Genomic DNA, 26,378 nt, shown 5'->3' on the forward strand with positions numbered 1-26,378 from the left:
CACTGCCAAACAGTGATATCCCTCCTCATTCACCATTGTTTATCTCGTATCAAAAGCAGCCGTAATTGACCACATTACACACTAGACCCATTGGGTAATTGCTGGCATAGTGCTTGCCATTATTAATGATTGGATCTTATTGTGAGATTATCGACCTTAGTTATTTTCCTTAGCACAATAACCACGATCAGTGCCTGTGCAGAACTAAAAGAAGCCGGCCGTCAGATCGGTGATACCACCAAAGAGGTCACCACCGACATTGGTCATGCCTCGCGGGATACCACTCGTGCTATCGGCCATGCATCCCGTGACGCTGTCAACTCAGTAAAAGATGACCTCAGTAAAAACTAAAGTGAGTTAACCAAGCTTGCGGTCAGTATTAAGCAGCATTGGCTCGCATGCCATGCGGTGCCGGTTGCCCTTGCTCATTAACGTGGACAAATACCATTTTGTCTATGCTCACGATAGGGGCATGAGTGAGCTTATTGCGCACTTGGCAACAAACCGTTATTGAACTTGAGCCATAACTTAGCAACGACAAACCAAACTCAATCACATCCCCTTGCCGCGCAGATGTCATAAAGTTCACTTCAGAGATGAGCTTGGTGACATGACTTAGGCTTTTCATTTGGCAACCAGCAAAGATAGCCGCCTCTTCATCTATCCAACTTAATAGTTGACCACCAAACAGTGAATTAGCAGGATTGAGATGTTCTGGTTTAATAAATCGTCGACTATAAAATTTCATAATGGTGCCTCTTAGCTTTACTTAATGATACCTCCAAAGAGGTAGCAACAAGCGCGCCAATAATATTAATCATATTTTTCAACAACTAAGGATTTATCACATCTATTCACAGCATGAAATGCACATTAATAGAGCCTACTTGCACCGAAGTGAATCGCCTGCAGCGCTAGCCAGTCAGTTGTTAAAGCAACAAAACTGAAACAAAATCATCGCCATATCGTCATGCTTATACTCGACAATCACATCGCCACAAAGAAACCTCCTATAAATAATATAAATTGACGGTGATGATAGTGATTAATATCAAAAAGATAGCGGCAATAGCCTCTTGCAGTCTCGTAACAATAGCAGCAAATGCAGCGGTACTTCCTAGCAACCAAACTGACAGTCAATGGTTTAAAGACAGCGCCCAATTAGTGAGTGATAAAACTCAACAGACAGCGCCAAAGAAAGCTAAAAATGTGATTTTATTTGTCGGTGATGGCATGGGTATTTCGACCTTAACAGCAGCCCGCATCTTCGAAGGACAGCAACAGGTTGATAATAAAGGCGGCGAAGAAAACCTCCTCAGCTTTGAGCACTTCCCAAAAACGGCACTGGTTAAAACTTACAACACCAACCAACAAACACCTGATTCTGCTGGCACCATGACTGCAATCGTCACAGGCGTAAAATCAAAGGCGGGTGTGTTATCAGTATCAGACAACAGCTTGCGTGCTAATTGCCTATCTTCAAAAGGCAATGAACTCATCACCTTGGTCGACCTCGCCAATGCAAAAGGCTTATCGACGGGTGTCGTCAGTACGGCTCGCATCACCCACGCCACGCCAGCAGCAGCCTACGCGGCATCGCCTGAGCGTAATTGGGAAGCAGATTCTAATCTTCCAGCAGAAGCCGTTGCCAACGAATGTAAGGATATAGCCTATCAGTTGGTGATGCGCGATGAAGCCAATGCGTTAAGCGTGGCACTTGGTGGCGGTCGTCGTAACTTCATTCCAAACGATGTCACTGATGGCGAAAATAAAACCGGTCGCCGCGACGATGGTGTTGATTTAACTCAAGCTTGGACCGACAACCTTAGCAATTCAGCTTACGTGTGGGATAAAACGGGTTTTGACGCCATTGATGTGACGACAACCGACCACCTGCTGGGTTTATTTAATTCATCGCACATGGAATATGAAGCTGACCGAGCTGATGACACCGCAGGCGAGCCATCATTGACTGAAATGACCACCAAATCGATTGAGCTACTCAACAAAAATGAAAACGGTTACCTGCTCATCGTTGAATCGGGACGTATTGATCATGCCCATCATGCGGGTAATGCTTATCGCGCAATGATGGATACCGTTGAATTGTCTAATGCGGTAAAAGCAGCCGTTGCAACAACTGATCCAGCCGAAACACTCATCATGGTCACTGCCGATCATAGCCACGTATTCACCATCGCAGGTTACCCAAAACGCGGCAATCCAATATTAGGATTAGTCCACAATGTGGGGGGTGATCTCGCCATCGCTAAAGACGGTAAACCTTACACCACTGTCGGTTATACCAATGGTCCTGGCGCTGTTGTGGGTGTGCGTGACGATTTAAGCTCTGTCGATACCAAAGACAAAGATTTTATGCAGCAGTCATTGGTCCCGATGAATAGCGAAACTCATGCAGGCGAAGATATTACGCTACATGCAACGGGTCCAGGTTCAGACCTTGTCCAAGGTGTTATTGAGCAGAACGTAATCTTCCACATAATCAATCAAGCACAAACGCTAGGCGGTACTAAATATTAATACCTAAGCAACTGGTCATTAATAATTTTTCTTACTGACTCATTCAAATACGTCAGCAATAGTACCCAATAATTGGAGTTTAAAATGAACAAGAAATTACTCGTACTTTCGATTGCAGCAATGCTTGGTTTAGCAGCTTGTGGCAGCGATGGTGATAATGGTGCCGACGGCAACAATGGCACTGATGGCAATAATGGTGGCAACGGTAACAATGGCCAAGACTGGAGCGCTGTTAACCAGTGGTATATCGACGGCCAAGCTAGAGTCGCCAAAGCCGAGGAGCTAACCGTTAACAACCAAGCTGGCGCGGCCAAGAACATCATTCTGTTTGTTGGTGATGGTATGGGAGTATCTACCGTCACGGCAGCGCGTATTTTAGAAGGTCAGCTAAAAGGACAAACGGGTGAAGAAAACTCGCTCTCTTTTGAAACCCTCCCTTATTTAGGCTTGGCTAAAACGTATAATGTCGACGGTCAAACACCCGATTCTGCAGGCACCATGACTGCGATGATCACTGGCGTCAAAACCGATGTTGGCGTGCTTTCACAAGCGGAAGGTGTCTCACGGGGTAACTGCGCTTCAACTTCAGGCCAAAACCTGGTCACTTCACTTGAGCTAGCCGCGATGGCGGGATTATCAACGGGTGTGGTCTCTACTGCTCGCATCACCCATGCAACGCCAGCGGCAACCTATGCCCATGCACCTGAGCGTAACTGGGAAAGCGATGCTGACTTGTCAGCAGAAGCGGTCACCAATGGTTGTAAAGATATCGCATCACAGTTAATCGACTTTAATTTTGGCAGCGGACTTAACGTGGTAATGGGCGGCGGTCGTCGTGCCTTTATTCCGAGTTCGATGACAGATCCAGAAGGTAAATCAGGTAAACGTCTCGATAACCGCGACTTAACCGATGAATGGCTAAATAAATATACTAACGCTGCTTATGTTGCAGATAGAGATGGCTTCTTAGCGTTAGACCCAAGCACCACAGACCATGTGTTAGGCCTGTTTAACTCCTCGCACATGGAATATGACTATGACCGCACAACGACGGGTGCCACTGGCGAACCATCACTGGCTGAGATGACCGCAAAATCGATTGATATTTTGAAGAAAAATGACAAAGGTTTTGTGCTCATTATTGAAGCCGGACGCATTGATCATGCTCACCATGCGGGTAATGCAGCACGCGCGCTACATGACACGATAGCCATGTCAGAAGCGGTTCGCGTTGCGATGGAGAAAACGTCCGCTAAAGACACCTTACTAATTGTTACCGCCGATCATAGCCATGTGTTTACCATTGCAGGCTACCCTACTCGTGGTAACCCAATCTTGGGCTTAGTTAAAGGTAATGGCACTGACGGTCAACCTGTTATCACTAATTCAACCGATACAAATGGCTTACCGTATACCACTGTTGGCTACGCTAACGGCCTAGGTTACGCCAACTTAGCCACCGGTGGCGACGAGCGCTATGGCTACGCTGCAGCATCGGGTCGTTTTGACCTAAATTATGTTGATACCCAAAGCGCAGGCTTCCATCAAGAAGCCCTCGTACCACTGGGCAGTGAAACGCATGCAGGTGAAGATGTTGCTATATTTGCCAGCGGTCCAGGTTCACACCTTATTCAAGGCACTGTTGAGCAAAACCACATTTTTCATGTCATGAACCATGCCATCAATTTGGTTGAAAAGGCAGAAGCTGCCCAACCATAACAACAAACGGTGATTGAAAAGCCACTGGATAGTTTCAGTGGCTTATTCAAGCCTTCAGATATGGATATCAACAATCACTTTAATCAACAATCAGTATCCAATATTCAGCCCTTATCAGGAGTGATCATGCAGCACAATACATCTTCAAAGCCGTTCTCTTATACTTCAGCGCTTACTATGGCGGGCACATTAATTGCGCTCTTAATCAGCAGTACAGCGGCCCATGCAGTGCAATGCGAATCGCTAGATTCATCACACCTCAGTGCGCGATATGCAGTCTCCAATAACCAAGGAGTCACTAAAGAGATAACCTTGCTAAGAAATGACCAAGAAGTCATCTATCAGCATAGCGCGCAAAGCTTTGAGCTGTGGAATACTCGCGGGGAATATGTGCGTTATTTTCCAACCGAACGTCGCTCAGTTAGTTATCAGAATGGCGACCTTCTTTCTCTGAATATCCATTTTGACTTCAAGCAGCTCAATCACCTTATCTCCCCAAAGACGATCGCCAGTATGCAACAGCTGCCATCGAACTCAAATAAAGCGACTGACATCTGTATGACTGAGCAACAATATCAAGGGCAACAACAAAATCACCTGTTAGCAATCACATGGCTCGATAAACTCGCACTGCCAAAATCGTTTCGAGTGACTGATAAAAAAGGCAGTATTCAATATGAGTTGCTAGAGATAAAAGCGCTTCCTAAGAGCGAGTTTATCGCACTGACGTCGGGCTATCGGGATATTGATTTTGCCGATGTCGGCGACAATGAGTCAGACCCTTTCATCGCGAAAATGATCCATCAAGGCTTTATTCAACACGGTAGCAGTGGATTTTATGATAGCCAAGGCAAGCAGATCCAAAACGGAGAAAGCGGCCATCAGCACTAGAGGCTGAAAATCGGTTTAAGTCACAAAAAAGCCCTTAACATTAAGGGCTTTTAAGTTTCATTAGCGTAGGGCTTAAGTACTCAAACATCTCAATCCATCAATGAATGAAGGACGATGATTTGAATCCAGCTTAACGCTTCAAAATTATTTTAAGCTCGCGGATAAAGCAATCAATATCGACACGCGATATATCAGCATGAGTCACTAAACGCAGTGTTTTACCCGCGCTAACCAGTATGCCTTTTTGCTTAAGTTGCTCGGTAACCTGATGAATATCTAACTCGCCAACAACCTTGGCAAACACCATATTGGTTTGCACCAGTGACATATCAACATCAAAACAATCAATCGTAGACAATTGCGACGCCAGATAAGCCGCATTATCATGATCGTCAGCCAATCGTTCGACTTGGTCAGTCAATGCCAACTGAGCCGCTGCCGCCAATATACCCGCTTGGCGCATCCCTCCGCCAAGCATTTTACGCCAGCGTCGAGCTTTTTTAATTAAGCGCTCATCAGCCAGTAATATTGAGCCCACTGGCGCACATAACCCTTTAGATAAGCAGATAGATACGGAGTCGAAATACTGCGTAATTGCGGTGATCGGTAGGTTTTGAGCCACGGCAGCATTCGCAACGCGTGCACCATCAAGATGAATCTTAAGCCCTTTTTCAAATGCTAAAGATTGTGCATCGGCCAAATAGCCTTGTGGTACCACTTTGCCACCAATGGTATTTTCCAGACTCAATAACCGAGTTCGCGCAAAATGGACATCATCGGGCTTAATCGCAGCTTCAATGTCCGACAGTAAAATACTACCATCGGCTTGGTTGTTCAGTGGCTGCGGCTGAATGCTGCCTAAAACAGCAGCACCACCGCCTTCAAACTTATAGTTATGCGCTTGCTGGCCACAAATATACTCATCTCCGCGTTCACAATGGCCCATCAAGGCTAGTAAGTTAGCTTGAGTGCCTGATGAGGTAAATAAAGCGCCATCAAAACCAAACATTTCAGCGGCCATATCTTCAAGGTAGTTAACGCTTGGATCGTCGCCATATACATCATCTCCGACTTCAGCAACGCCAATTGCAGCACGCATAGCGGCTGTTGGCTTCGTCACAGTGTCACTGCGAAAATCTATCATCACTTACCTCATTATCAATATTGTGTTTGAACTCAATTACTCGGGGACGGTTGTTCTTTCGAGCTTAGTTTTTGTTCTGTTCTTGGCTACAAAGAATAGAATGATTAAAGCCCCCTAATAATACTGTGACAACCCAGCTTCTACCAGCGCCAAGTTTACAGATACTTCAATAAATCAAATGAACGAGACCTGCAGCGAATACAGCCAAAGCACCATAAATAGACACCGTTTATTTTACTTAATCATTAAAACTATGCCTAAACATCACCAAAAACCCAAATTGATTGGGCTATGACAAACAAACGCCAAAATAATGCATTAGATTAAGTAATGCTAAAAACAATATTTATCACTGTATTTTTTGCTGAAATACGGGCAGACTTCGCTTTCTTTTGGTTAGCTAGAATTATCTTATGTTAGAAGTAAAAGTGATCAGTGCTTTGTGGCTCATCGGCATCTTAGCTGAAGCGATGACGGGCGCCCTAGCCGCCGGTAAAAAACAGATGGACCTTTTTGGTGTGGTGATTATTGGTTGTGTCACCGCGATTGGTGGTGGCACCCTGCGTGATATGCTCCTTGGAAATTACCCCCTAGTATGGATTGAAAATGCACATTACTTGCTAGCCATCGCGGCAGCATCACTGCTCACGGTGATGATTGCACCGTTAATGCGCTACTTATCGCGATTGTTTTTGGCCATTGATGCAATTGGTCTAGCGGTATTTTCTATTGTTGGTACACAAAAAACCTTAATGCTGGGTTACAGCACTGAGATAGCGATTGTGATGGGGGTTGTGACTGGCGTTTTTGGCGGCGTTATCCGTGATATTTTATGCAATCAAGTGCCGCTTATTTTTAAGAAAGAACTATACGCATTAGTGGCTTTGCTAACATCTGCTTTATATGTGGCGATGAAGCTAAACGGTGTAGTTGAATGGATAAGCCTTTCTATCGCACTGACCTTTGGCTTTAGCTTTAGAATGCTCGCTATCCGCTATCATTGGTCAATGCCCAAGTTTGACTACCAATATCAGTCAGACAACATCCATTAATAACCACTAAGCTCGCAGTTTAAAATCATAAAAAAGGTCAGCAAATGCTGACCTTTTACTTATCCAATTAAGCTATTAGCTTGCTGGGGTCTCTTTCACATAGAGATCCATTTGTGGATAAGGAATTCCAATACCCGCCTCATCAAGAGCAATTTTAATCTGCTCTAAAATTTCAAAATGCGCAGGCCAGTAATCACTGCCTTTTACCCATGGACGAACCACAAGGTTAACTGAAGAATCAGCAAGTTCTGCTACCGCTACAGTGTAAGCGGGATCTTTAAGTACATACTGACTATTATCCAGTATTGAGGTTAATACCTTCTTTGTTTCAGCAAGATTTGCATCATAAGACACGCCAATGACCAAGTCTAAACGACGAGTTTCCATTGCCGAATAGTTGACAATAGTGCCATCCATCATTGCTGAGTTTGGTGCAATAATCACTTTATTATCAGGGCTAAGTAGCTTGGTTGAAAAAATCGTAATTTCACTGACCGTACCTGCAATACCTGCAGCTTCAACATAGTCACCCACACGACAAGGGCGGAATAACACCATCAATACGCCTGCGGCAAAATTGGACAGTGAACCTTGTAGCGCTAAACCAACCGCTAAGCCAGCGGCACCAATAACAGCCACCAGAGACGCAGTTTGCACGCCAATCTGCCCTAATGTCGCCACTATGGTAAATACAAATACCAATGACCAAGCTATATTGCCAACAAACGAAGTGACAGTTTCATCGACTTTGCGCTTCTTAAGTAGTTTTGTCGTGAGTTTTTTGGCAACTCCAGCAAAAAACTTACCAATCACAAAAATAATGATTGCGAATAGAATTCTCAGACCATAAGTGACAATCAGTTCTGGTGCTTGATCCATCAGACCTTGCAAATTATCCATGTATATACTCCCTTAATTTTGAAATGTATTTTTAAAAAATAACGAAAAACTCAACTCTTCTATTTAACGCTCGACCACGACGACTTTGATTATCAGCAATGGGCTGTTGATCGCCGACGCCTTTTACATCAAAACGCTTAGCATTAAAATTAAACTCATCTATTAGCACTCGTTTAACCCCGTTTGCCCGTGACAATGACAACGTCAGATTAAAACGCTCACTGCCGACAGAATCCGTATGACCAATCAGTAACAACCTAACCGGTACCTTGCTTAACCAGAGCGAAACACGTTCAAGCACTGGCCTTTGGCTGGATAATAGATCCGACTTAGCAAAGTCGAATTTAACAACATTAGATGACAACTGCGTGCAATGGGTCGGGTAAAAATCCCCCATCAATGTGTTAAGGCAAAGCTCAGTCGTTAATACCGTGCGAGCACAGCCGCTAGCATCTACCGCTTGACCGGTATTCGTTTCGACGCACGCATCTTTGCGATCAGGTACGCCATCTGCATCGCTATCTAACCAGTCTCGCCCAAAAGTCGGACGGGTAAATAACAAGCAAAAAAGCAGACCGAATATCAACCATCGCATATCGTTAACCTAGAGTCGGAGCAAACCTTTCGCAAAGCCGCATGATTAGACAGGGGCTACCTGTTAACTATGTTAACTAACAAAAAGCAAAAAGGCAGTTAAATAATTAACTTAATCACTACATCATAGTCAGTTTTCGGTAATTACCCCAACATCACCCGTTTAACCACTGTATTTACAGAGGTTAACAAACGTCGCCATTCGCTATCTATAGGGCTGTATGTGAATTATTGAGCAGAGCAGGACTTGAAAAGACTCGTTGCAGAGGTTTTGTGCGCCTTCAATTCAAAGCACATCGCCTAGGGAGTCATTCCCTTGAAGCCAGCGCTACAACTCATTGGCTTAGTTTTATGATTGTTTAACCGCTTTTTTGGGTGAGAAATAACAGTAAAAAAATAGAAGATAAAAAGCAGTGAAAGCTAGCGGAAATAGTAAATAAAATAAGCAAACAATGGCAATACGCTGTTAGCGGCATGCCGTCGAGATAAAAGTAACACTCAAAATTTTATTAGGGCTGATCACATCATAAGATGTGCTAATAACCCGAATTACTTTTGTTGTTTAAACTTAGTAATAATACGGTCTAATTGGTTGGCAAAAGCCTGTCGCTCACTTTGTCCCATGGCTGCGGGGCCTCCGGTTTGAACCCCACTTGCCCGCATCGTATCCATAAAGTCTCGCATATTCAAAATCGATTTAATGTTTTGATCGGTATACAGCTCACCACGTGGATTCAACGCGAGTGCGCCTTTTTCAATGGCTTCAGCTGCTAGAGGAATATCGGCTGTAATGACTAAATCCCCCACTTGCAGTCGTCTAACAATTTCATCATCCGCGACATCAAAGCCAGAGGAAACAATGACCATTTTAATAAAGCGCGAAGGTGGAATTTTAACGCTATGATTCGCAATCAGTGTCGTTTCAATTTCAGCACGATCAGCAGCGCGAAAAAGCGTCTCTTTGGTGACACCTGGACAGGCGTCAGCATCAACCCAAATTTTCATAATATTCCTTCATATATCGAGCCATTATGGCGTATTAAATCGATGACTGCCGATAAGTTCCCTGCAGATAAGAACCTACAACAGTGTCTAAACATATGGCGATTATGGATTTAAATACTGTACCGTCGCAAGCTGTTAAAGTGGCTTAGCTCACGCATAATCAGCCCCGTCACCGCTGCAACTTACATCACCGATGTTTAGCGCCGCCATATAAATTTTGGCGCAGACTATAGCAGTATCTCACTTATTTAGACAGAGACCAGCCCCGCTAAAACCTCGTCCTTAATCGAGTCAGTGAGTCGATTTAACCTATAAATTACGCTGCTACTTTGTTATGTTAATCAACAATTAAGTTTCTTTGAGAGCGCAGCAATGTTTACTCATGCCAGTTTTGATTTCTTAAACGAATTATCGGTCAACAATGAGCGAGAATGGTTTAAAGCCAACCAGTCAAGATATGAAGATCAAGTGCGAACGCCCGCACTGCAGTTTATCGAATCGATGCAGCCAGCCGTCTTAGCGCTTTCACCTAGATTAACCGCGGTACCGAAAAAGGTCGGCGGCAGTATGATGCGCCCCCAGCGTGATAGCCGCTTTAGTAAGGATAAAACACCTTATAAAACCAATGTCGGCATCCAATTTCGCCACTTTCAAGGTAAAGATGTACATGCTCCAGGTCTGTACTTACATATCGCCAACGACAGTTGCTTTTTAGGGGCGGGTATTTGGCATCCTGAATCCAAAGCACTCAATGCTATCCGTAGCTGTATCGACGAAAATCCCAATGGTTATAAAAAAGCATTAACAGCGCTATCACAAAGCGGGTTTAACATGGAAGGCAGTCAGCTAATTAGGCCGCCCAGAGGGTTTGATAAAACTCACCCTATGCTAGAAGAGCTTAAACGAAAAGACTTCATCGCCATTAAACCGATAAGTATAGAGCAAGTGTGCTCAACGCAATTTGCCGACGTTTGCGCAGCAGAGTTTGAGCAATGCCAGCAACTCATGCGCTACCTGTGCTTTGCACTGGAATTGGATTACTAACTTACCCGTTTAGTAGTTAATCAACTCCTTGTTATGCAACTGCAGCCGTTTTCACCTACAGCTTGGATAAAGGCGGTGAAGCCTGTGCACTCTGTCAACCTTGGCTGAGGCGCTTAACCGCAGACTCTGCTACAATTGCGCCACTTTTTATCTGAGCCCTTCGAGGCTTCTGCGTCAGGCACATTTACATGGTCGAATCATCTACAGCAGCTAATGCATTTCAAGCTGAAACCAGCGCTCAAAAACGCGCATTTAGCTATAGCAATACCATACATCAGCTATTTAACAGCGTGTTCCAGCAAAAAATGCCCGCTGATCGTATCGTAGGCGAATACTTCAGAGCCAATAAGAAACATGGTTCTAAAGACCGCCGAGTTATTAGAGAAAGCTTATTTGCGCTGTTCCGTTGGTGGGGCTGGCTTAAAAAAGTGCATACCAGCACAGAGCTAGACGATAGTTGGTTTGCAGCACTTGCGGTCGTCGCGGAGTTAGAAGGCCACTCTTGGAGCCAATTTAGTGAAGCTTGGCAAGGCTTTGCTAATCAGTCGGGTAAATTCAATGTCAACGCTAGCCCTCAGCCTTTGCCGACAGTGTCAGATAAGTGCCAATTTGTTCAGCAATGTTTTACTGATATCGACTTTCAAGAAAAAGACTTATTACCGCAGTGGTTTTGGGACATTACCGATATAGACGCTCAGCATGAGCTTGCGCTTATCGAAGCCATGAGTTCACGTCCACCGATTTGGGGACGGGCGCAAAAGTGCTCTGCCCTGCAACTCACCACTGAACTGAAAAATGACAACATTGACGCTAGCAGCAGTGATTTTTTTAGTGATACCGTCAACCTTGGGCATAAGAGCATTAACCTTAATGCGATAAAACCTTACCTTCAGGGCCATTTAGAGATCCAAGATCTCGGCTCACAAGTGATTGGACAAATTTGTGATCCTAAAGCCGATGACCATTGGTGGGACACCTGCAGCGGCGCTGGTGGAAAATCACTGCAGATCCGCTCTTTAATGTTCAATCAAGATGAGAACGGAACGGGTTCAATCACAGCATCAGACATTCGTAAAAAACCATTAGAAGAGCTGATGAAGCGGGCAAAACGAGCCGGGTTTAGTGGCATTTCTATTGCACCTTGGCAGGACGATTCTCTCCCCGTCTCCCAAGGCAGCTTTGATGGAGTACTTGTCGATGCACCTTGCAGTTGCACTGGCACTTGGCGCCGTAACCCAGATATGCGCTGGCTAGACGATGTAAGTGTGGTCAATGACAAGCAGGCACTGCAATTGGATATTCTTAACCGCAGTGCCAAAGCGGTAAAGTTAGAGGGACAATTAGTGTATGCCACTTGCTCACTGTCACCGGTTGAAAACGAGCAGGTTGTAAATGCATTTCTCTCTCAACACCCACATTTTGCATTGCAGCAACTGAGTCACCCGTTTACAGGGCAACCAGCAGAAATGCTCACGGTATGGCCGCAAGATGCAGATACTGATGGTATGTTCGTTGCTAAAATGTGCCGAAAAAGCTAGCTCAATACTTAAGAACTATATTGAGAAAATCTAGTGCTATATTGAGAGATAAACGCCGTGCAATGCACGGCGTTTTTGTTTCCTTTGTCTGATAATCCAAATTACTGTCGATGCTGTCATTGTGCTGTCATGTTCTGTTTTTATTATCCAGTGGTAAGCCAGCAAAGTTCAATGTGCAAAACGCACCAATAATCGGAAATGTTAGGATTAAGGCGATGAGAAATACATACGAGTTTGATCAACATGTAGAGCGGGACAATAGTTTAGAAAACCGTTTCGACAACAATTTATCTTACGAAAATGATGTCGACGATAACCTCACTGAAGACAGTAAAAGTAACCGCCAAAAGTTGCGACGAAAAGAGCAGCGCAGCCACAATAAGCGAGCGCCAATAGAAGCATTTTCTGAAGAACATTTTGTGAGTGAGAGTAGAAGGCGTTGATATTTTGTAGTTTTATAATAAAGTAAGAGGTTAACATGGTTTCAACCTCTTACTCTTTATACTGACTAAGCCTCACACATCTACATCAAGCGTACTGTTTAACCGCTGCGCATATAGTTGACGACGCTTAACGCTCTTATTGGCATACAAATTTTGATCTGCATTACGCAACCATTCATGATTATTCTGTACATTGGTATTCAAACACCGACCAACATGAAGACTTGCATCGCTAAAGCCTTTTTCACTAAAGTGAGATTCTATCTGAGCTGTTGCCAGTTCAATATCTTCGATACACTCTTTATTAATAAACAGCACGAAATCATTTACACCTATTCGGAAAATACTTTCTTGGTTATGGCTACTTGTCCGTCGACCTAATTGCGCAGCAACAAAACAAATGAGCTTATCTCCCTCTCCAAGACCCAATTTTTTATTAACCAGTGACAAGCCCTCTATCGTGACCAGTACTAAGTAACATTCAGAGATAGCCGATGACCCGATAGGTTGCTCTTGACGCATAAACTCATCAAATGCAAAACGGTTAGCGATTTTAGTTAACTCATCAATACGGGCATTTTTCCAGGCGATATCGAGCGTTTCAATATAGCGCTGTTTTTCATCCGACAACATGCGAATTTTATGTGCCAATGCTAGCGACAATAATAACGCATCGGCTGTGCCACCAATCAAAGTCGCTAACTCAGCGTTGTCAAAAAAGTCAGGCATTAACCCCATATTTCCAGGAAGAATTAATACGGCTGGTAACAACAAACAGGTGAATGCAAAGATGAAGTATCGGGCTGGGTAAAAGCCTTTTAACAAGCACACATTGCCACAGGTAATCGCTAAAGCGATCCACAGCATAATCAAAATAGACGCGATGATAGCAGTGTAAGAGATTAAATAAATACTGGTTGGCAACGCAATAATACATGCCCACATAAGGTATTTACTTAATGTCCATAATCTCGGTGACAGTTCTGGTAATTGCAAAAAATGCTTATAAAAAAGAATGTTAAATATAGGTAAACCAATAAAGAACAGATGGTGCAACGGCAAGCCATGAAACCCAAAAAGGTGTGCCGGAATATGGAATGTTAACGCCCAACCACAGAAATAAGTTAACACGTAAAATCCATAATATAAAAAGGCTTTATCTTTAATGGATGCATAAATAAGTAGATTATAAAAAGCAATTGAGACTAGAGCCCCTAAGCACAGCACAATAAACATTGCACTAAAGTCAGAGTCAAGACGATGCTGCTCGTAGGGTTGCACTTGAAGCTTGGGCTGTGAGGAGTAGTAACGGCTGTTTATTCGGGTCACTAGCCAGTAGTTAGTTGCCTTTTTAAGCTCAGCTTTTCGTGCATAGTCGAACAAAAATTCGTATGGCGCATAATAACCGCTGTGGAAATACTGCTTCGAACCATCTTCGCCAATGATCCAGTAGTCAATAGATTCAATAATGGCATTTTTGACATTAACGCTCCACAAGCCTTCATCTGCTGAGATAACAAAAGCGCTTGCCATCCAATAATCACCGCCCGCCAATGAGACTTTATTCAGCTGAGGATGTGATTTTATCCAAGGTGTAATTGCCATAAAGTCTTGCGGAAAACTTTCACCTTCAGAGGCTTCAAAAAGAAAAGTATGATCAAAAACAGCACTTGCATGAACACTTTCATTACTGCCAAAGAGAGACAATATCAATAAAGTGATTGTTATAATTTTTATGTGCATGGGGGATAAATTCACTTCCTAAAGCCACATCGAACAAAAATCAACGTGACAAAGTTCACGTATTCGACAATATTTTGACTTAAGTCTACATGAAACAGGCGTTTATCAACAATTTAAAGCACACTTTGTTATCCCGAGGATATACTTTAGAGGAAGGTAAAATAAAGAAAAATAGACATGCAACCAATAGCTGATGTTATAACCGCGCTATTAGCTGCATAGAACAGCATAAAAAAAGTCGCTAGAACGTTGCTCTGCCACCTAAATAAAAGCCTGATTCAAAGGTTGCATTTGGAGCATCATCATATTGAAAACGGATATCTCTATAACCCACAAATAACGCCAGTGCAGGGTTAAGTTGATATTGAACCTTACCGTCTACTTGCCAAGAACCATCAATATTGCCAAATGACAGCACTGAAGGTGAATAGTAGCCCGCCCCCTGAAACGAAATATTCGAGCCTAACTGCATTGCATAACGCCCGCCAACACCAACAACATTACCATTCTGACTTTTCTTAGACCAAAGCTGACTAAACTTTGCGCCAATCTCAATATGGTGTATACCCGCATCATGAGCAATATGCATCGCACCGGATAGCATCTGTCCGCCATTTTCAGAATAAATATACTCTGCAGACGCGTTAACATCCTTATTCAGGTCAACCTGTAGGTCGGTTAAAAAGGTGTCATCATTTAAACTTACGCTAGCATCTGTTGCCAGAGCTGAAACGCTGACCAAATAGAGCGAAGCCACGCCCACTAACACTTTAATTTTCATTTGTCGTCTCAACACATAGTTGTCATTTGCGGCGAGCATACACAAAACCAAGCTAATGTTTCATCTAAACAGTGAGATCAAGTTCGCATTTCAATAAAGCGCTACCAAAAGCAAACCACCAACCAACAAAATCAACATCAACACAACCTTAGTATCAAATGGGGCAGGAGATTATATAAAGGCTTTATTCGCTAAACGCTTGATTTCTCCCTTGATAAAAAACATCTAAATATTTTACGATATATTCCTCATTTTGGGAGTTACAGACTCGTTATAACGCCTTTATACTAATCGATGGTATTGGTCGACAAAGCCTTTAATCATCTCAATTAATGGCTTTGCTATACCTAGTTTTAAAATCTCAAAAATGTTTAAAACAACTATAATAAATATCCTGAGTGGTATGATTTGGAGCAAGCATGAAACAATTAAAATTCACCTCGATAGCAATAGCAATTACAACCGGCATCGTGCTAATGGGCTGTGGTTCTGATTCAGATTCTGATTCATCACCTAACCCAGAGTTCGGCAAATTTAGCCTTGGTGTATCCGACAATCCAGCCGATGCCAATGTGGTTAATATCGCATTTAAGCAAGTCGTGCTAAAAAACAGTGCTGGCTCAGTATCATTCGATGTTTCTGTCGGTGATGATGGCCTACAACACGTCGATTTACTCAGTGTGCAAGGGCAAGATGTGGAAACACTCGTCAGTGGTCAATCTGTCGCTGTTGGTGAGTACCAAATGTGTATCTATATGCAAAATAACCAGATATCTGATACAGACAGCTCTTATGTTCTTTCAGGTGCAAGCAAAGACACCAATGGCGACTATGTCGGTGGCGTTGTCGAAGGCTTAGTCACCAATAGTAATGGATCTTGCGGCGGCGTTGGTGCTGATGAAGAAAATACCGGTCGATTATTTTTTAATAAAGCATTCACTATTGCAGCGGGCAACAACTCATTTGTGGCTGAATTCAATTTATCACAAGGCCTCCAAGGCCCTCATGGCAATAAAGAATATTGGACCTTAAAACCAACATCGGTCCAATTGGTGAATAGTGCAGATGTTGGCGCAATAGCCGGGGAAATTAGTACTGAGACGATGAGCAACTGTGAAACCAACGCTAGCGGCTCAGAGTTTTCTCCTGCGGTATACCTTTATCCTAACAGTACAGCATTAGATAATATGGCAGACTTTAGAACGGGTGAAAATGTACTAACTCAAGTAGCCCCGATCACCTCCGCTAGAGTTAACCCTATTGAAGACAATGAAGGAAACACCTCAGGTTATAAATATGAGTTTGGCTTTGTTGTCGCCAACACATATAGCTTAGGTTACACCTGTCTTGCACAAAATGATGATCCTGAAGCATCCAATGTTCGTGATCCTCAGGATGGAACAGCGGCTTTTTTCATCGACTCTTCCGAGCAGGACGTTACTGTTGTCGTTGATGAAACAACAACACGTCACTTCCCTGAATCATTTGTACCAAGTGACTCGTAAAGTCGCTTGGATTTAACACCACGCTACGGAAAAAAAGGTATGATTTAATGCATGCCTTTTTTTCATCAAAAAAACACCGTCCCATAAATTTGATATCTTCTACATCTGGTTGCTGAATATGTCACATTAAAATGAATTGTGCGCAATGATATTGCTAGCAATTATAAATAATAGTAAGGTATCAGCAGAAAAAGGAGCACATTATGTCATCTTCAATTTACGGGTTTTCAGTAACAAATATTCAAGGGCAAGAAACCTCTCTCGAGGACTACAAAGGAAAAGTGGTTTTAATTGTTAATACTGCTAGTGAATGTGGCTTTACTCCGCAGTACAAGGAGCTTGAAGAGCTTTATAAGAAGTACCAATCACAAGGCTTAGCGATCCTCGGATTCCCTTGTAACCAGTTTGGTGCTCAAGAAAAAGGTAATAGCGCAGAGATAAGTTCATTTTGCGAACTTAACTTTGGCGTCACCTTCCCTCTATTTGAAAAAATAGAGGTCAATGGGGAAAATACAGCCCCTTTATATCGTCACTTAAAAGCTGAAGCAAAAGGCCTATTTGGCTCTGAGCGGATAAAGTGGAATTTCACAAAGTTCTTGGTTAACAAGCAAGGTAAAGTTGAAAAGCGCTTTGCTTCAACAACCAAACCAATGGCTATTGAAAATGATATTTTAAAGTTACTGTAAATAAAAACATTGAATAAACAGTGCCTTAATTATTGAGTAAAAAAAATTGAAATTTATTTGTCTATTTTTTGAACTTTCACAAAACAACACCCTCTAACTTCTTGAGCATTGAATTTGTTTTCATGTTCATCATTCTCCCAGGGACTTCTAGCGCAGTCCCCTTGATCTCTAAGTAGGTCAATCAGGCAACCCATTGGGTTGCCCTTTTTTTATCCTAAATTATCAAAAACAGTCAAATTCAACGACAAAAAACAAAAAGTAAGCAAAAAGACTCTAAGCTGTGGGAACTAATTTGAAATAAGCGACTCTCACTATATGAACCGATTCTCGTTAAGTGAATTTCATCAGTTGGCTTAGCTTTTAGTTTCATTGTTCATCATCATTCCCTTGGGCACTCCTGTTGAGGTTTGCCATTGGAGTTAACAGTTTCGCTAGCGCATTGACTTGTTTAACTCCTGAGAAACATATTGTATGGCAACCCATTTGGGTTGCCATTTTTTTTGCCTGTTTTTACTTGAGACTTTTTTACTTGAGACTTAATCGCGGTTCTTATCCAGGTTTACAAGGTTCAAACAATAGAATTTAAGACAAAAGAAGCATATAGACTTTATGTACAGTTTAAGCCAAGAGAAAGAAGTGAAATAAAATGCAATAAAATCCCTTCATTTGGGAACTAATTTGAAATAAGCGACTCTCACTATATGAACCGATTCTCGTTAAGTGAATTTCATCAGTTGGCTTAGCTTTTAGTTTCATTGTTCATCATCATTCCCTTGGGCACTCCTGTTGAGGTTTGCCATTGGAGTTAACAGTTTCGCTAGCGCATTGACTTGTTTAACTCCTGAGAAACATATTGTATGGCAACCCATTTGGGTTGCCATTTTTTTTGCCTGTTTTTACTTGAGACTTTTTTACTTGAGACTTAATCGCGGTTCTTATCCAGGTTTACAAGGTTCAAACAATAGAATTTAAGACAAAAGAAGCATATAGACTTTATGTACAGTTTAAGCCAAGAGAAAGAAGTGAAATAAAATGCAATAAAATCCCTTCATTTGGGAACTAATTTGAAATAAGCGACTCTCACTATATGAACCGATTCTCGTTAAGTGAATTTCATCAGTTGGCTTAGCTTTTAGTTTCATTGTTCATCATCATTCCCTTGGGCACTCCTGTTGAGGTTTGCCATTGGAGTTAACAGTTTCGCTAGCGCATTGACTTGTTTAACTCCTGAGAAACATATTGTATGGCAACCCATTTGGGTTGCCATTTTTTTTCCCATTAACGAACATCTTCAAGCTGAATATCTAGCATCACAGCTATTGACGGATGATAACCATCACGTGCCAGCGCGTAGATATTTTTAATCTCAGCTGTAAATCCCGCTTTGAGTAATTCAGCATAGAGAGGCCTGACAAGTTTACCCCGACCTATTTTAACGAGGTAGTCACTTACCGCTGGCAATACCGCAGTATAGCCGTTACGAATAGCGACCTTATACCAATCACATGCGATCTCTGCGTTAGTCGAAACTGTCAATGAAAAGACGTTATCAAGATCGCTCAGTTGCGTGTGTGTAATCACCAACGGTAGGTTAGCCAAAAAGTACTGCCAATGGTGTACTAACCAGCCAAGGGTATTTAACTCTGTCGCAAGACAACCCGATGTGAATGCAGCGAGTGCAACGTTCACTTTATCTAGGCTATTTGAAGTGGGTGCGGTAAACCATTCCGGCATACCTTCGCCGTAGATCCAACCCAATAAGTCAGCTTCAGTTATTGAATCTGCATGCTCAACTAATAAGGTCTTTTTAGCATACTCAACGAAGGTTTCCGTTGTTATCGCTTCAAAAGCAAACGCTTGCACATAATCATAAAGAAATGTATCAAAAGACTCACGCCCAAGCCTTTTTTCTAAGTCGTGTACGAACATTGATGCTTTGTCATAAGTGAAGCGATTAAAAGCTTCGTTTGGATCTTGAGTTTGCATATTGGCAGGCAAGGTTTGTGCCTGCAGTGCAGTAGACTCAATGGCTTCTTTTAGTCGGCCGTATTCAAGCACAACTTCAAGTTCAGCTAACTCTTTACCAAAGACTTTTTCGACGATACGGTTAGTGAAGTATGTGGTGAAGCCCTCGTTTAGCCATAAGTCACGCCAAGTCGCATTACTGACCAAGTTACCGGTCCAAGAGTGCGCTAACTCATGAGCAACAGTAGACACTAGGCTTTTATCACCAGCAATTAACGTTGGCGTCATAAAAGCGAGTCGCGGGTTCTCCATTCCACCAAATGGGAAACTGGGTGGCAAAACGAGCATGTCATAACGGCCCCAAGGATAGGGGCCAAGCAAGGACTCAGCCACTTCAACCATGCTCTCGGTGTCTTCAAATTCAGCGATTGCCGATTCGACAACCTCAGGCTCGGCATAAACTCCGGTACGTGCTCCTAATCGACCAAAAGCCAGATCACCAACGGCGATGGCAAGCAGGTGAGTCGGCATCGCTTTTTCCATGGTGAAGCTAAAGCGACCATCAAGCGCAACATTGGCATCATTCATGGCACTCATTACCGCTCGCATGCCTTTAGGTGCGTTGATCACCGCATCAAAGGTAATTCTAGCCTTTGGTGTATCTTGCAGTGGGATCCAGCTACGAGCATTAATGGGTTGAGATTGACTAAAAAGAAACGGCAGTTGCTTGCCACTTGTTTGAGCGGGCGTTAACCACTGCAAGCCTTGCGCTGCTGGCGATGTAGCGTAATGTATTTTGACACTGCTGACAGACGGATCTAATTTTACGCATAAGCGTTGACCTAAGATCTCGTCTTCTTTGTCGATGGCGTATTCTAGCTGTTGATCTGCCCCGGTGGTCACATTAAAGATGGTGATATCACGCAGGTCGAGCATCAATTCACGAGTGTCGTTATCTAAAAATGTAAGCTTGAGTTCCACCAGCCCAGTCAATTGTTTAGATGCAAAATCCACATCTAACATCAATGATAAGTGCTTAACACAAACTTGCTCTGTATTGGCGAATGAATGGTAGTCACGGCTATTATCCCAGGGCTCTAACACGGCATATCCTTTTTAGTCACTGAATCTTTGAGGGTATTTTAGCCATAATTCATCCATGTAGATGAGATTGACTTGAATAAGTTTAAATGGAACACTTGCGGATATTGTATGCAAATATAAAAATGAGAGAAACCCTCCATGAAAAATAAACACCTTACACTCGCTTTATTGCTCAGTCCTCTACTTATAACACCGCAGCTTGCTGCTGCCGAGTCGGCCAAGGACCTTAATACTGTACTCAGTCAAAATTATGCCTGTAGTGACACTATCATAATTCGTTCTCAAGCATTAACGTCACAACAAATTGAGTCTGCATGCTTATTACTGCAAACACAGGAAGCTAAGTTTCACCTTTTGTTCGGCACATTGAATAAGCCTGTAGCCAACGACAACAACCACAGTATGCGGGCTAATGTTTACCATTCCAGAGAAGATTATATAGCCAATGTGACCGCTCACTTTGATGTTCCTAGTGATAACGGCGGCATGTACCTAGAGGGCTTTCCTTGGGTAGATGGCAATCAAGCAGAGTTTGTTGCCTATGAGAAAAAAGGCCAAGTTTGGAACCTCGCCCATGAGTATGTGCATTATCTCGATGGTCGCTTTAACCTTTACGGCGATTTTTGTGCATCACTGCATGACTCACATAGTGCGCCAGAATATTGCCCGAAACCCGCTCCTTTGTATCCTCATACTGTTTGGTGGAGCGAAGGAGTTGCCGAATACATATCTCTTGGCGATGACAACCCAAAGGCCATCAAGGTCATAGGCGATAAAAACTTAGTCTTAAGTGATTTATTTAATACCAGTTATGAGCGTAATGGCGGTGGCGATAGAGTGTACCGTTGGGGCTATCTCGCGGTGCGCTTTATGCTTGAAAACCATAAAGACAAGATTGATGAGATGCTGACTTTTACACGTAAAGGTGATTACCCGAGATACCAAGCATTAGTGAGCCAATGGGGAACCAGTATGGATGATGAGTTTCAAGTGTGGTTAACAGACCTAACAGAAAAAAATTAGTTACGATTACCGTTTATATCACCATCAAAAAAGGCCTCTTAATGAGGCCTTTTTAGGTCTATCTTGCTAGATTAGAGTTTAAAGACGGATACCGGCTTTCTCTAAATCTTTAGCAATAACGCTGCGTGGAAGTGCAACATAACCGTCTTTCTCTACGATTTGCTGTCCTTGCAGTGACAGTACATAGCGGATGAACTCACGATCCATTGGCGCAAGTGCCTTGTTAGGATGCTTGTTCACATAAACATATAAGTAACGTGATAGTGGGTACTTACCGCTTGCCGCATTTTCAGGTGAAGCAGCGATGTAATTGGTGCCTTTCTTAGAAATCGCAACCGCTTTTACGCCTGCTGTTTTATAACCAATTCCAGAGTAGCCAATCGCATTGAGTGATTGAGATACCGACTGCACTACTGAAGCTGAACCGGGTTGCTCATTAACGTTAGCTTTGAAGTCGCCTTTACAAAGCGCTTTCTTTTTGAAGTAACCGTAAGTACCAGATACTGAGTTACGACCATATAATTGTACGTCACGTGTAGACCAGCTACCCGTTAGGCCAACATCACCCCAACGCTTAACATCATCACCGCCACACTTTTTAGTAGAAGAGAAGATACCGTCGATCTGCTCCATGCTCATGCCTTTGATTGGGTTATCTTTATGCACAAACACTGCTAACGCATCGATTGCAACACGAATCGCTGTTGGCTGGTAGCCGTAGTGCTTTTCGAATGCTTCAACTTCATTTGGCTTCATCTTACGGCTCATCGGGCCGAACTGAGAAGTACCTTCAGTCAATGCTGGCGGCGCAGTAGAAGAACCCGCTGCTTGAATTTGAATATTCACGTTAGGGTACAGTTGTTTAAAATCCTCAGCCCATAGCGTCATCATGTTAGCCAAAGTATCTGAACCAACAGACGATAAGTTACCAGACACACCACTTGTTTTTTCATAAGTTGGTAAAGACTGGTCGATTGCAGCCATTGATGCTGCAGAAAATACAGTCGCTGCAGTTAAGCTTACTGCGCCAACAAGTTGTTTCAATTTCATTCTTTGCTCCAGTGTTTAAATATCATGGTTTCTTAAAACGCTGTCAGTATTAACTTCTATGATGACAAGTCTATTACTGTAACGTGACACTTGGATGACAACGCGGGTATTTTTGACAAGTTAATAGCGGTAATATAAAAAAACAGGCTAAGCGCCTGTTTTTATGTCATCTAATTTTAGCTTATCGCCCTCAGTCGGCTGAAGTGAGAGCCTCAGGCACCGTAAACTCAATCAGGTTAGGCGGAATAACAAAACTAAATGTACTGCCCTTACCTAACTGGCTTGATACCATAAGCTCGCTCTGGTGATGATTCAGCGCATGCTTAGTAATCGCAAGGCCTAAACCTGTACCACCACTTTGTCTTGAGCGCGCACTATCAACCCGATAGAAGCGTTCCGTTAAGCGGCTAATATGTTGCGCTGCGATACCTTCACCACTGTCACGCACACTAAATTGTCCGCCAGTGGCAATCTTCCGCCAGCTAATATCGATAGTCCCACCAGGTTCTGTATATCGAATCGCATTGGAGATAAGGTTTGTGCAAGCACTTCGTAGCTGTACCTCATTACCATACATATCAAGCCCTGGCTCACAATAAAGACTTACCTGATACTGATCTTGTGCTAACGCGAGTGCCTCGTCATGCAGTATGTCCATCATCGATGACATGTTCACTTTAACTTCGAGGTTTACATCCCCGGCATCCTCAATTCTTGATAACGCGAGTAACTGCTCAACCATAGAACGCATACGCGTGGTTTGCTGTTGCATCTGCTCCATCGCTTTAATATTGGGAGAGTCAGGCTCCGCCATGGACTGCATCATTTCCAAATAGCCCTGCAGCACAGTTAAAGGCGTCTTTAGCTCGTGTGATACATTAGCGACAAACTCTTTACGCATCCCCTCCAGTTGACGCACCCGAGTAATATCTCGTGCAATCAGTAGTAATTGGCCAGAGCCATAGCCCATGATCCGAATCTCTAATAAGCGCCCTTCAGACAGGGGGGCCGCTAATTCTAAAGGCTCTTGGTATTCAGCATCTTTTAAGTAATTAGAAAAATCAGGATGACGGATAAGGTTATCAATTCGCTGGCCATTATCTTGCGGCCAGACAAAACCTAATAACAGCTGCGCGAGTTTATTACACCAGAGTATATTGTGCTCAGCATCGAGCACGACGGCAGCATCAGGAAGTGCTTCAGCGCCCTGCCTGAAGCGGCCGAGTAGAAATGCGAGTTGAGATACGCGTTTACGGTTTTTGCCCTGTAAGCGGTAGATACCGTTAAATACCCCTTCCCAACTACCGCTGCCGTTCGGCGGTGTTAAGCGGCGGTCATGCCACAGCCAATAGTTAAGCCGTGAAAGCTGACGGTAATTCCAAAACAGTAAACAGATACAACCGAGTAAAAGTATCCAAAAGACTTCATTAACCAGCAAACCAACCACTAAACAAAGCAGTAGATAGATCACCAATCGAGAAATTAGACGATACCCAGAATATGAATCAAACATAGACCGACCATATGGGAGAGCTGAGCATAAGATAACGGAAAAGCTATCTTATGCCTATGAGATATTGAACTAAAGTCTCGTTGAGAAACGGTAGCCAGCGCCACGAACAGTTTGAATAAGGCGATCATGCCCTGATTCAGTCACCGCTTTGCGTAAACGCCTAATATGCACATCAACCGTTCTATCTTCAACATATACGTTGGTGCCCCAAACATTATCAAGCAGCTGTTCACGGCTGTAAACACGCTCTGGGTGGGTCATAAAGAAATGTAATAAACGAAACTCTGTCGGGCCCATGTCTAATACTTGTTCACCAACGGTGACACGATGACTTACAGGGTCCAATTGTAATCCTTGCACATCGATGGGGTCTTCAAGACATGTTGGTGCGGCACGGCGTAATACCGCCTTAATACGCGCAACCAGCTCTTTAGGAGAAAAAGGTTTCGTAATAAAGTCATCGGCGCCCACTTCAAGGCCCCTCACTTTATCTTCCTCTTCACCACGAGCCGTCAGCATGATAATTGGAATATGACGGGTAAATTCATCTTGACGTAATCGCTTAGCTAATTGAATACCACTGCCACCTGGGAACATCCAATCAAGTAAAACAAGATCGGGATAGGGCTCTGTTAACATATCCAGTGCTGAGTCGTAATCTTCAGCCGACGTTGTGGTAAAGCCATGTTGCTCTAACACGAAAGTTAGCATCTCGCGAATCGCTAACTCATCTTCAACTATCAGTATCCTTGCTGTCATAATCGATCTTCTGTCAGTGAATTTCTATGGGCCTATTATTGGTCAGTTTTATTACATTAATATTAAATGACATGACATTTTGCCATAATAAAGTAAATTATTGTCATAAAGCTAAACGATTTAGTTAACTTTAAGACGTAAAAAGGAGGCCGAAGCCTCCTTTTTAAAAAACCTAAGCGTGACTTAGAACTTATGTTCTAGACCAACACCAAAGTATTTGTCATCATTTTCAACTTTTTCATATGAACGATTAGTGTAAAAAGCGAATAGTTTTGTCGGTTTACCTAGTTTGTAATCACCGCCTAAAGACCATGAATCACCTTTATCTTCCATATCTTGGTACTGTGCTTTTAATACCACTGCATCGATAGTATACGCTGCACTAAAGAGGTAACCGGTTTTGCTTTCGCCGCCGACTGTTGGTGTACCGTCTTTCTCATAAGTCTCTTCTTGCTGCTGATACATACCGCCTAACTTAAAGCCAGCGATTTTACCTTGCACTGTGGCGCGAACAACTTCGTAACCTTTTACATCTGAATCATAAGCTACAGAGGCGTAAACCGGTGATTTTTTAAGTTTTGCATCACCGTACATCGCTGCAACACTGAAGCCATCTTGAGCATACTGTGAACTAGCACCTTCAGCAGCGTAAGTCACACCCATTTTAAAGCCACTGAAAGAAGGCGTTAGGTAAGTTGCTGTTTGTTCAATACGGTTTTCACCTTTGAACAAGTTTTTCAAATCACCTGAAAGGTCATTGAACTGGTCAACTTTACCTTGAGATACTTTAAGCATGGTGTCGTTACGACCAACAGAGAAAGCACCAAAGCTGCCTTTAAGACCAACAAATTGGTTACGTGCTTTGAAGTTTTCCTTAACGTCATCGCCTGTATCTACTTCATATTCTACGGTGTAGAAAGCTTCAAGGTCACTGCTGAGTTCAAAAGCACCTTTAACACCAAAACGAGAAGCATTAGATTGAATCGTAGTCGTGGCTTCATCATTTACATCATTAGACTGTGCTGTCACATTTAGCTTACCGTAAACTGTTAGTGGTTCTGCAGCGTGGGCAGAAGCAAGAGTTGCAGTAGCAAGAGCAGAAGCCAGTAGAGTTTTACAAAAAACGTTCATCATTTAATCCTTTCGACGTTTATGCGTCTTGGTTATTGGTTTGGACGAGCGTCATAATGAAGATAGTTTGTTGCATTTTTATTTCAGCAAACGCTAAATCGAATTGAAATTGTTTGATAAATGTTAACTCGACAAGGGCAAGCCCCTAGAATTGGGGCTTTCAGGAGCAAAATGAGAAATATGACAGTTTGGTTAAATGTGACAAAGCTGTCGAATAAGAACATGCCTAGGCGGTTTACCAGAACCT

23 protein-coding genes are annotated in these 26,378 nt (G+C 43.0%); 11 read left to right on the plus strand and 12 right to left on the minus strand.

Annotated features, from left to right (window positions below; genetic code table 11):
• Nucleotides 1-141 precede the first annotated feature (141 nt).
• Entirely contained in the window at nucleotides 142-351 is a 210-nt protein-coding gene (locus CXF86_RS02525) for a hypothetical protein (RefSeq protein ID WP_101090566.1), read from the plus strand.
• A gap of 28 nt (nucleotides 352-379) precedes the next feature.
• Here CXF86_RS02525 and CXF86_RS02530 read toward each other — a convergent pair whose 3' ends face one another.
• A complete protein-coding gene (locus CXF86_RS02530; RefSeq protein ID WP_101090565.1) occupies nucleotides 380-748 on the minus strand; it encodes an acyl-CoA thioesterase in 369 nt (122 codons plus the stop codon).
• A gap of 287 nt (nucleotides 749-1,035) precedes the next feature.
• Between CXF86_RS02530 and CXF86_RS02535 the strand changes: the two genes are divergently transcribed.
• The 3 genes from CXF86_RS02535 to CXF86_RS02545 all read left to right on the plus strand — a co-directional run bounded on the left by CXF86_RS02535 (nucleotide 1,036) and on the right by CXF86_RS02545 (nucleotide 5,151).
• Entirely contained in the window at nucleotides 1,036-2,541 is a 1,506-nt protein-coding gene (locus tag CXF86_RS02535; RefSeq protein ID WP_101090564.1) for an alkaline phosphatase, read from the plus strand.
• Nucleotides 2,542-2,625: 84 nt separating this feature from the next.
• The gene (locus tag CXF86_RS02540; RefSeq protein ID WP_101090563.1) at nucleotides 2,626-4,260 is read left to right on the plus strand and encodes an alkaline phosphatase family protein; all 1,635 of its coding nucleotides are present in this window, start codon (nucleotides 2,626-2,628) and stop codon (nucleotides 4,258-4,260) included.
• Between the two features lie 126 nt (nucleotides 4,261-4,386).
• On the plus strand, nucleotides 4,387-5,151 hold the full coding sequence (locus CXF86_RS02545; protein WP_145991686.1) for a hypothetical protein: 765 nt from the start codon (nucleotides 4,387-4,389) through the stop codon (nucleotides 5,149-5,151).
• A gap of 130 nt (nucleotides 5,152-5,281) precedes the next feature.
• On the opposite strand, the gene ltaE is transcribed toward CXF86_RS02545, so the two are convergent.
• Nucleotides 5,282-6,295, minus strand: a complete 1,014-nt coding sequence (gene ltaE / locus CXF86_RS02550; RefSeq protein ID WP_102038277.1) for a low-specificity L-threonine aldolase — start codon at nucleotides 6,293-6,295, stop codon at nucleotides 5,282-5,284.
• A gap of 413 nt (nucleotides 6,296-6,708) precedes the next feature.
• Between ltaE and CXF86_RS02555 the strand changes: the two genes are divergently transcribed.
• Nucleotides 6,709-7,347: a trimeric intracellular cation channel family protein gene (locus CXF86_RS02555; RefSeq protein WP_102038278.1), complete on the plus strand. Its 639-nt coding sequence runs from the start codon at nucleotides 6,709-6,711 to the stop codon at nucleotides 7,345-7,347.
• 75 nt (nucleotides 7,348-7,422) lie between these two features.
• Here CXF86_RS02555 and CXF86_RS02560 read toward each other — a convergent pair whose 3' ends face one another.
• From CXF86_RS02560 to CXF86_RS02570, 3 genes are all read right to left on the minus strand, one after another.
• The gene (locus tag CXF86_RS02560; protein ID WP_102038279.1) at nucleotides 7,423-8,247 is read right to left on the minus strand and encodes a mechanosensitive ion channel family protein; all 825 of its coding nucleotides are present in this window, start codon (nucleotides 8,245-8,247) and stop codon (nucleotides 7,423-7,425) included.
• Between the two features lie 31 nt (nucleotides 8,248-8,278).
• The gene (locus CXF86_RS02565; protein WP_102038280.1) at nucleotides 8,279-8,842 is read right to left on the minus strand and encodes an OmpA family protein; all 564 of its coding nucleotides are present in this window, start codon (nucleotides 8,840-8,842) and stop codon (nucleotides 8,279-8,281) included.
• A gap of 548 nt (nucleotides 8,843-9,390) precedes the next feature.
• A complete protein-coding gene (locus CXF86_RS02570; protein ID WP_101090557.1) occupies nucleotides 9,391-9,846 on the minus strand; it encodes a YaiI/YqxD family protein in 456 nt (151 codons plus the stop codon).
• A gap of 372 nt (nucleotides 9,847-10,218) precedes the next feature.
• Here CXF86_RS02570 and CXF86_RS02575 point away from each other — a divergent pair, with 372 nt between their 5' ends.
• From CXF86_RS02575 to CXF86_RS02585, 3 genes are all read left to right on the plus strand, one after another.
• Entirely contained in the window at nucleotides 10,219-10,890 is a 672-nt protein-coding gene (locus CXF86_RS02575) for a DUF2461 domain-containing protein (protein ID WP_101090556.1), read from the plus strand.
• Between the two features lie 188 nt (nucleotides 10,891-11,078).
• Nucleotides 11,079-12,428, plus strand: coding sequence for an RsmB/NOP family class I SAM-dependent RNA methyltransferase (locus tag CXF86_RS02580; protein WP_101090555.1), 1,350 nt, complete (start codon nucleotides 11,079-11,081; stop codon nucleotides 12,426-12,428).
• A 215-nt stretch (nucleotides 12,429-12,643) separates the two neighbouring features.
• On the plus strand, nucleotides 12,644-12,871 hold the full coding sequence (locus CXF86_RS02585) for a hypothetical protein (protein WP_101090554.1): 228 nt from the start codon (nucleotides 12,644-12,646) through the stop codon (nucleotides 12,869-12,871).
• Nucleotides 12,872-12,943: 72 nt separating this feature from the next.
• Here CXF86_RS02585 and CXF86_RS02590 read toward each other — a convergent pair whose 3' ends face one another.
• A complete protein-coding gene (locus CXF86_RS02590) occupies nucleotides 12,944-14,614 on the minus strand; it encodes a 7TM diverse intracellular signaling domain-containing protein (protein ID WP_101090553.1) in 1,671 nt (556 codons plus the stop codon).
• 241 nt (nucleotides 14,615-14,855) lie between these two features.
• Entirely contained in the window at nucleotides 14,856-15,395 is a 540-nt protein-coding gene (locus tag CXF86_RS02595; protein ID WP_102038324.1) for a YfaZ family outer membrane protein, read from the minus strand.
• A 419-nt stretch (nucleotides 15,396-15,814) separates the two neighbouring features.
• On the opposite strand from CXF86_RS02595, the gene CXF86_RS02600 reads away from it, so the two are divergent.
• Both CXF86_RS02600 and CXF86_RS02605 read left to right on the plus strand, forming a co-directional pair.
• On the plus strand, nucleotides 15,815-16,900 hold the full coding sequence (locus CXF86_RS02600) for a DUF4382 domain-containing protein (protein WP_102038281.1): 1,086 nt from the start codon (nucleotides 15,815-15,817) through the stop codon (nucleotides 16,898-16,900).
• A gap of 203 nt (nucleotides 16,901-17,103) precedes the next feature.
• The gene (locus CXF86_RS02605) at nucleotides 17,104-17,586 is read left to right on the plus strand and encodes a glutathione peroxidase (protein WP_101090551.1); all 483 of its coding nucleotides are present in this window, start codon (nucleotides 17,104-17,106) and stop codon (nucleotides 17,584-17,586) included.
• Nucleotides 17,587-18,864: 1,278 nt separating this feature from the next.
• On the opposite strand, the gene CXF86_RS02610 is transcribed toward CXF86_RS02605, so the two are convergent.
• Nucleotides 18,865-20,655 (minus strand): M1 family metallopeptidase, encoded by a 1,791-nt coding sequence (locus CXF86_RS02610; RefSeq protein WP_102038282.1) that lies wholly within the window; start codon nucleotides 20,653-20,655, stop codon nucleotides 18,865-18,867.
• 138 nt (nucleotides 20,656-20,793) lie between these two features.
• Here CXF86_RS02610 and CXF86_RS02615 point away from each other — a divergent pair, with 138 nt between their 5' ends.
• Nucleotides 20,794-21,678 carry a collagenase gene (locus CXF86_RS02615; protein WP_102038283.1) on the plus strand — a complete coding sequence of 295 codons (885 nt, stop codon included), beginning with the start codon at nucleotides 20,794-20,796 and terminating at the stop codon, nucleotides 21,676-21,678.
• A 78-nt stretch (nucleotides 21,679-21,756) separates the two neighbouring features.
• On the opposite strand, the gene CXF86_RS02620 is transcribed toward CXF86_RS02615, so the two are convergent.
• The 4 genes from CXF86_RS02620 to CXF86_RS02635 all read right to left on the minus strand — a co-directional run bounded on the left by CXF86_RS02620 (nucleotide 21,757) and on the right by CXF86_RS02635 (nucleotide 26,134).
• Entirely contained in the window at nucleotides 21,757-22,728 is a 972-nt protein-coding gene (locus CXF86_RS02620) for a PstS family phosphate ABC transporter substrate-binding protein (RefSeq protein ID WP_101090386.1), read from the minus strand.
• Between the two features lie 190 nt (nucleotides 22,729-22,918).
• Nucleotides 22,919-24,241 carry a phosphate regulon sensor histidine kinase PhoR gene (gene phoR / locus CXF86_RS02625; protein WP_101090387.1) on the minus strand — a complete coding sequence of 441 codons (1,323 nt, stop codon included), beginning with the start codon at nucleotides 24,239-24,241 and terminating at the stop codon, nucleotides 22,919-22,921.
• Nucleotides 24,242-24,310: 69 nt separating this feature from the next.
• Nucleotides 24,311-25,000: a phosphate regulon transcriptional regulator PhoB gene (gene phoB / locus CXF86_RS02630; RefSeq protein WP_101090388.1), complete on the minus strand. Its 690-nt coding sequence runs from the start codon at nucleotides 24,998-25,000 to the stop codon at nucleotides 24,311-24,313.
• Nucleotides 25,001-25,183: 183 nt separating this feature from the next.
• Nucleotides 25,184-26,134 carry a porin gene (locus CXF86_RS02635; protein ID WP_102038284.1) on the minus strand — a complete coding sequence of 317 codons (951 nt, stop codon included), beginning with the start codon at nucleotides 26,132-26,134 and terminating at the stop codon, nucleotides 25,184-25,186.
• Between the last annotated feature and the right edge of the window lie 244 nt (nucleotides 26,135-26,378).

Source organism: Shewanella sp. GutCb (genome assembly GCF_002836135.1).
Classification (GTDB): domain Bacteria; phylum Pseudomonadota; class Gammaproteobacteria; order Enterobacterales; family Shewanellaceae; genus Shewanella.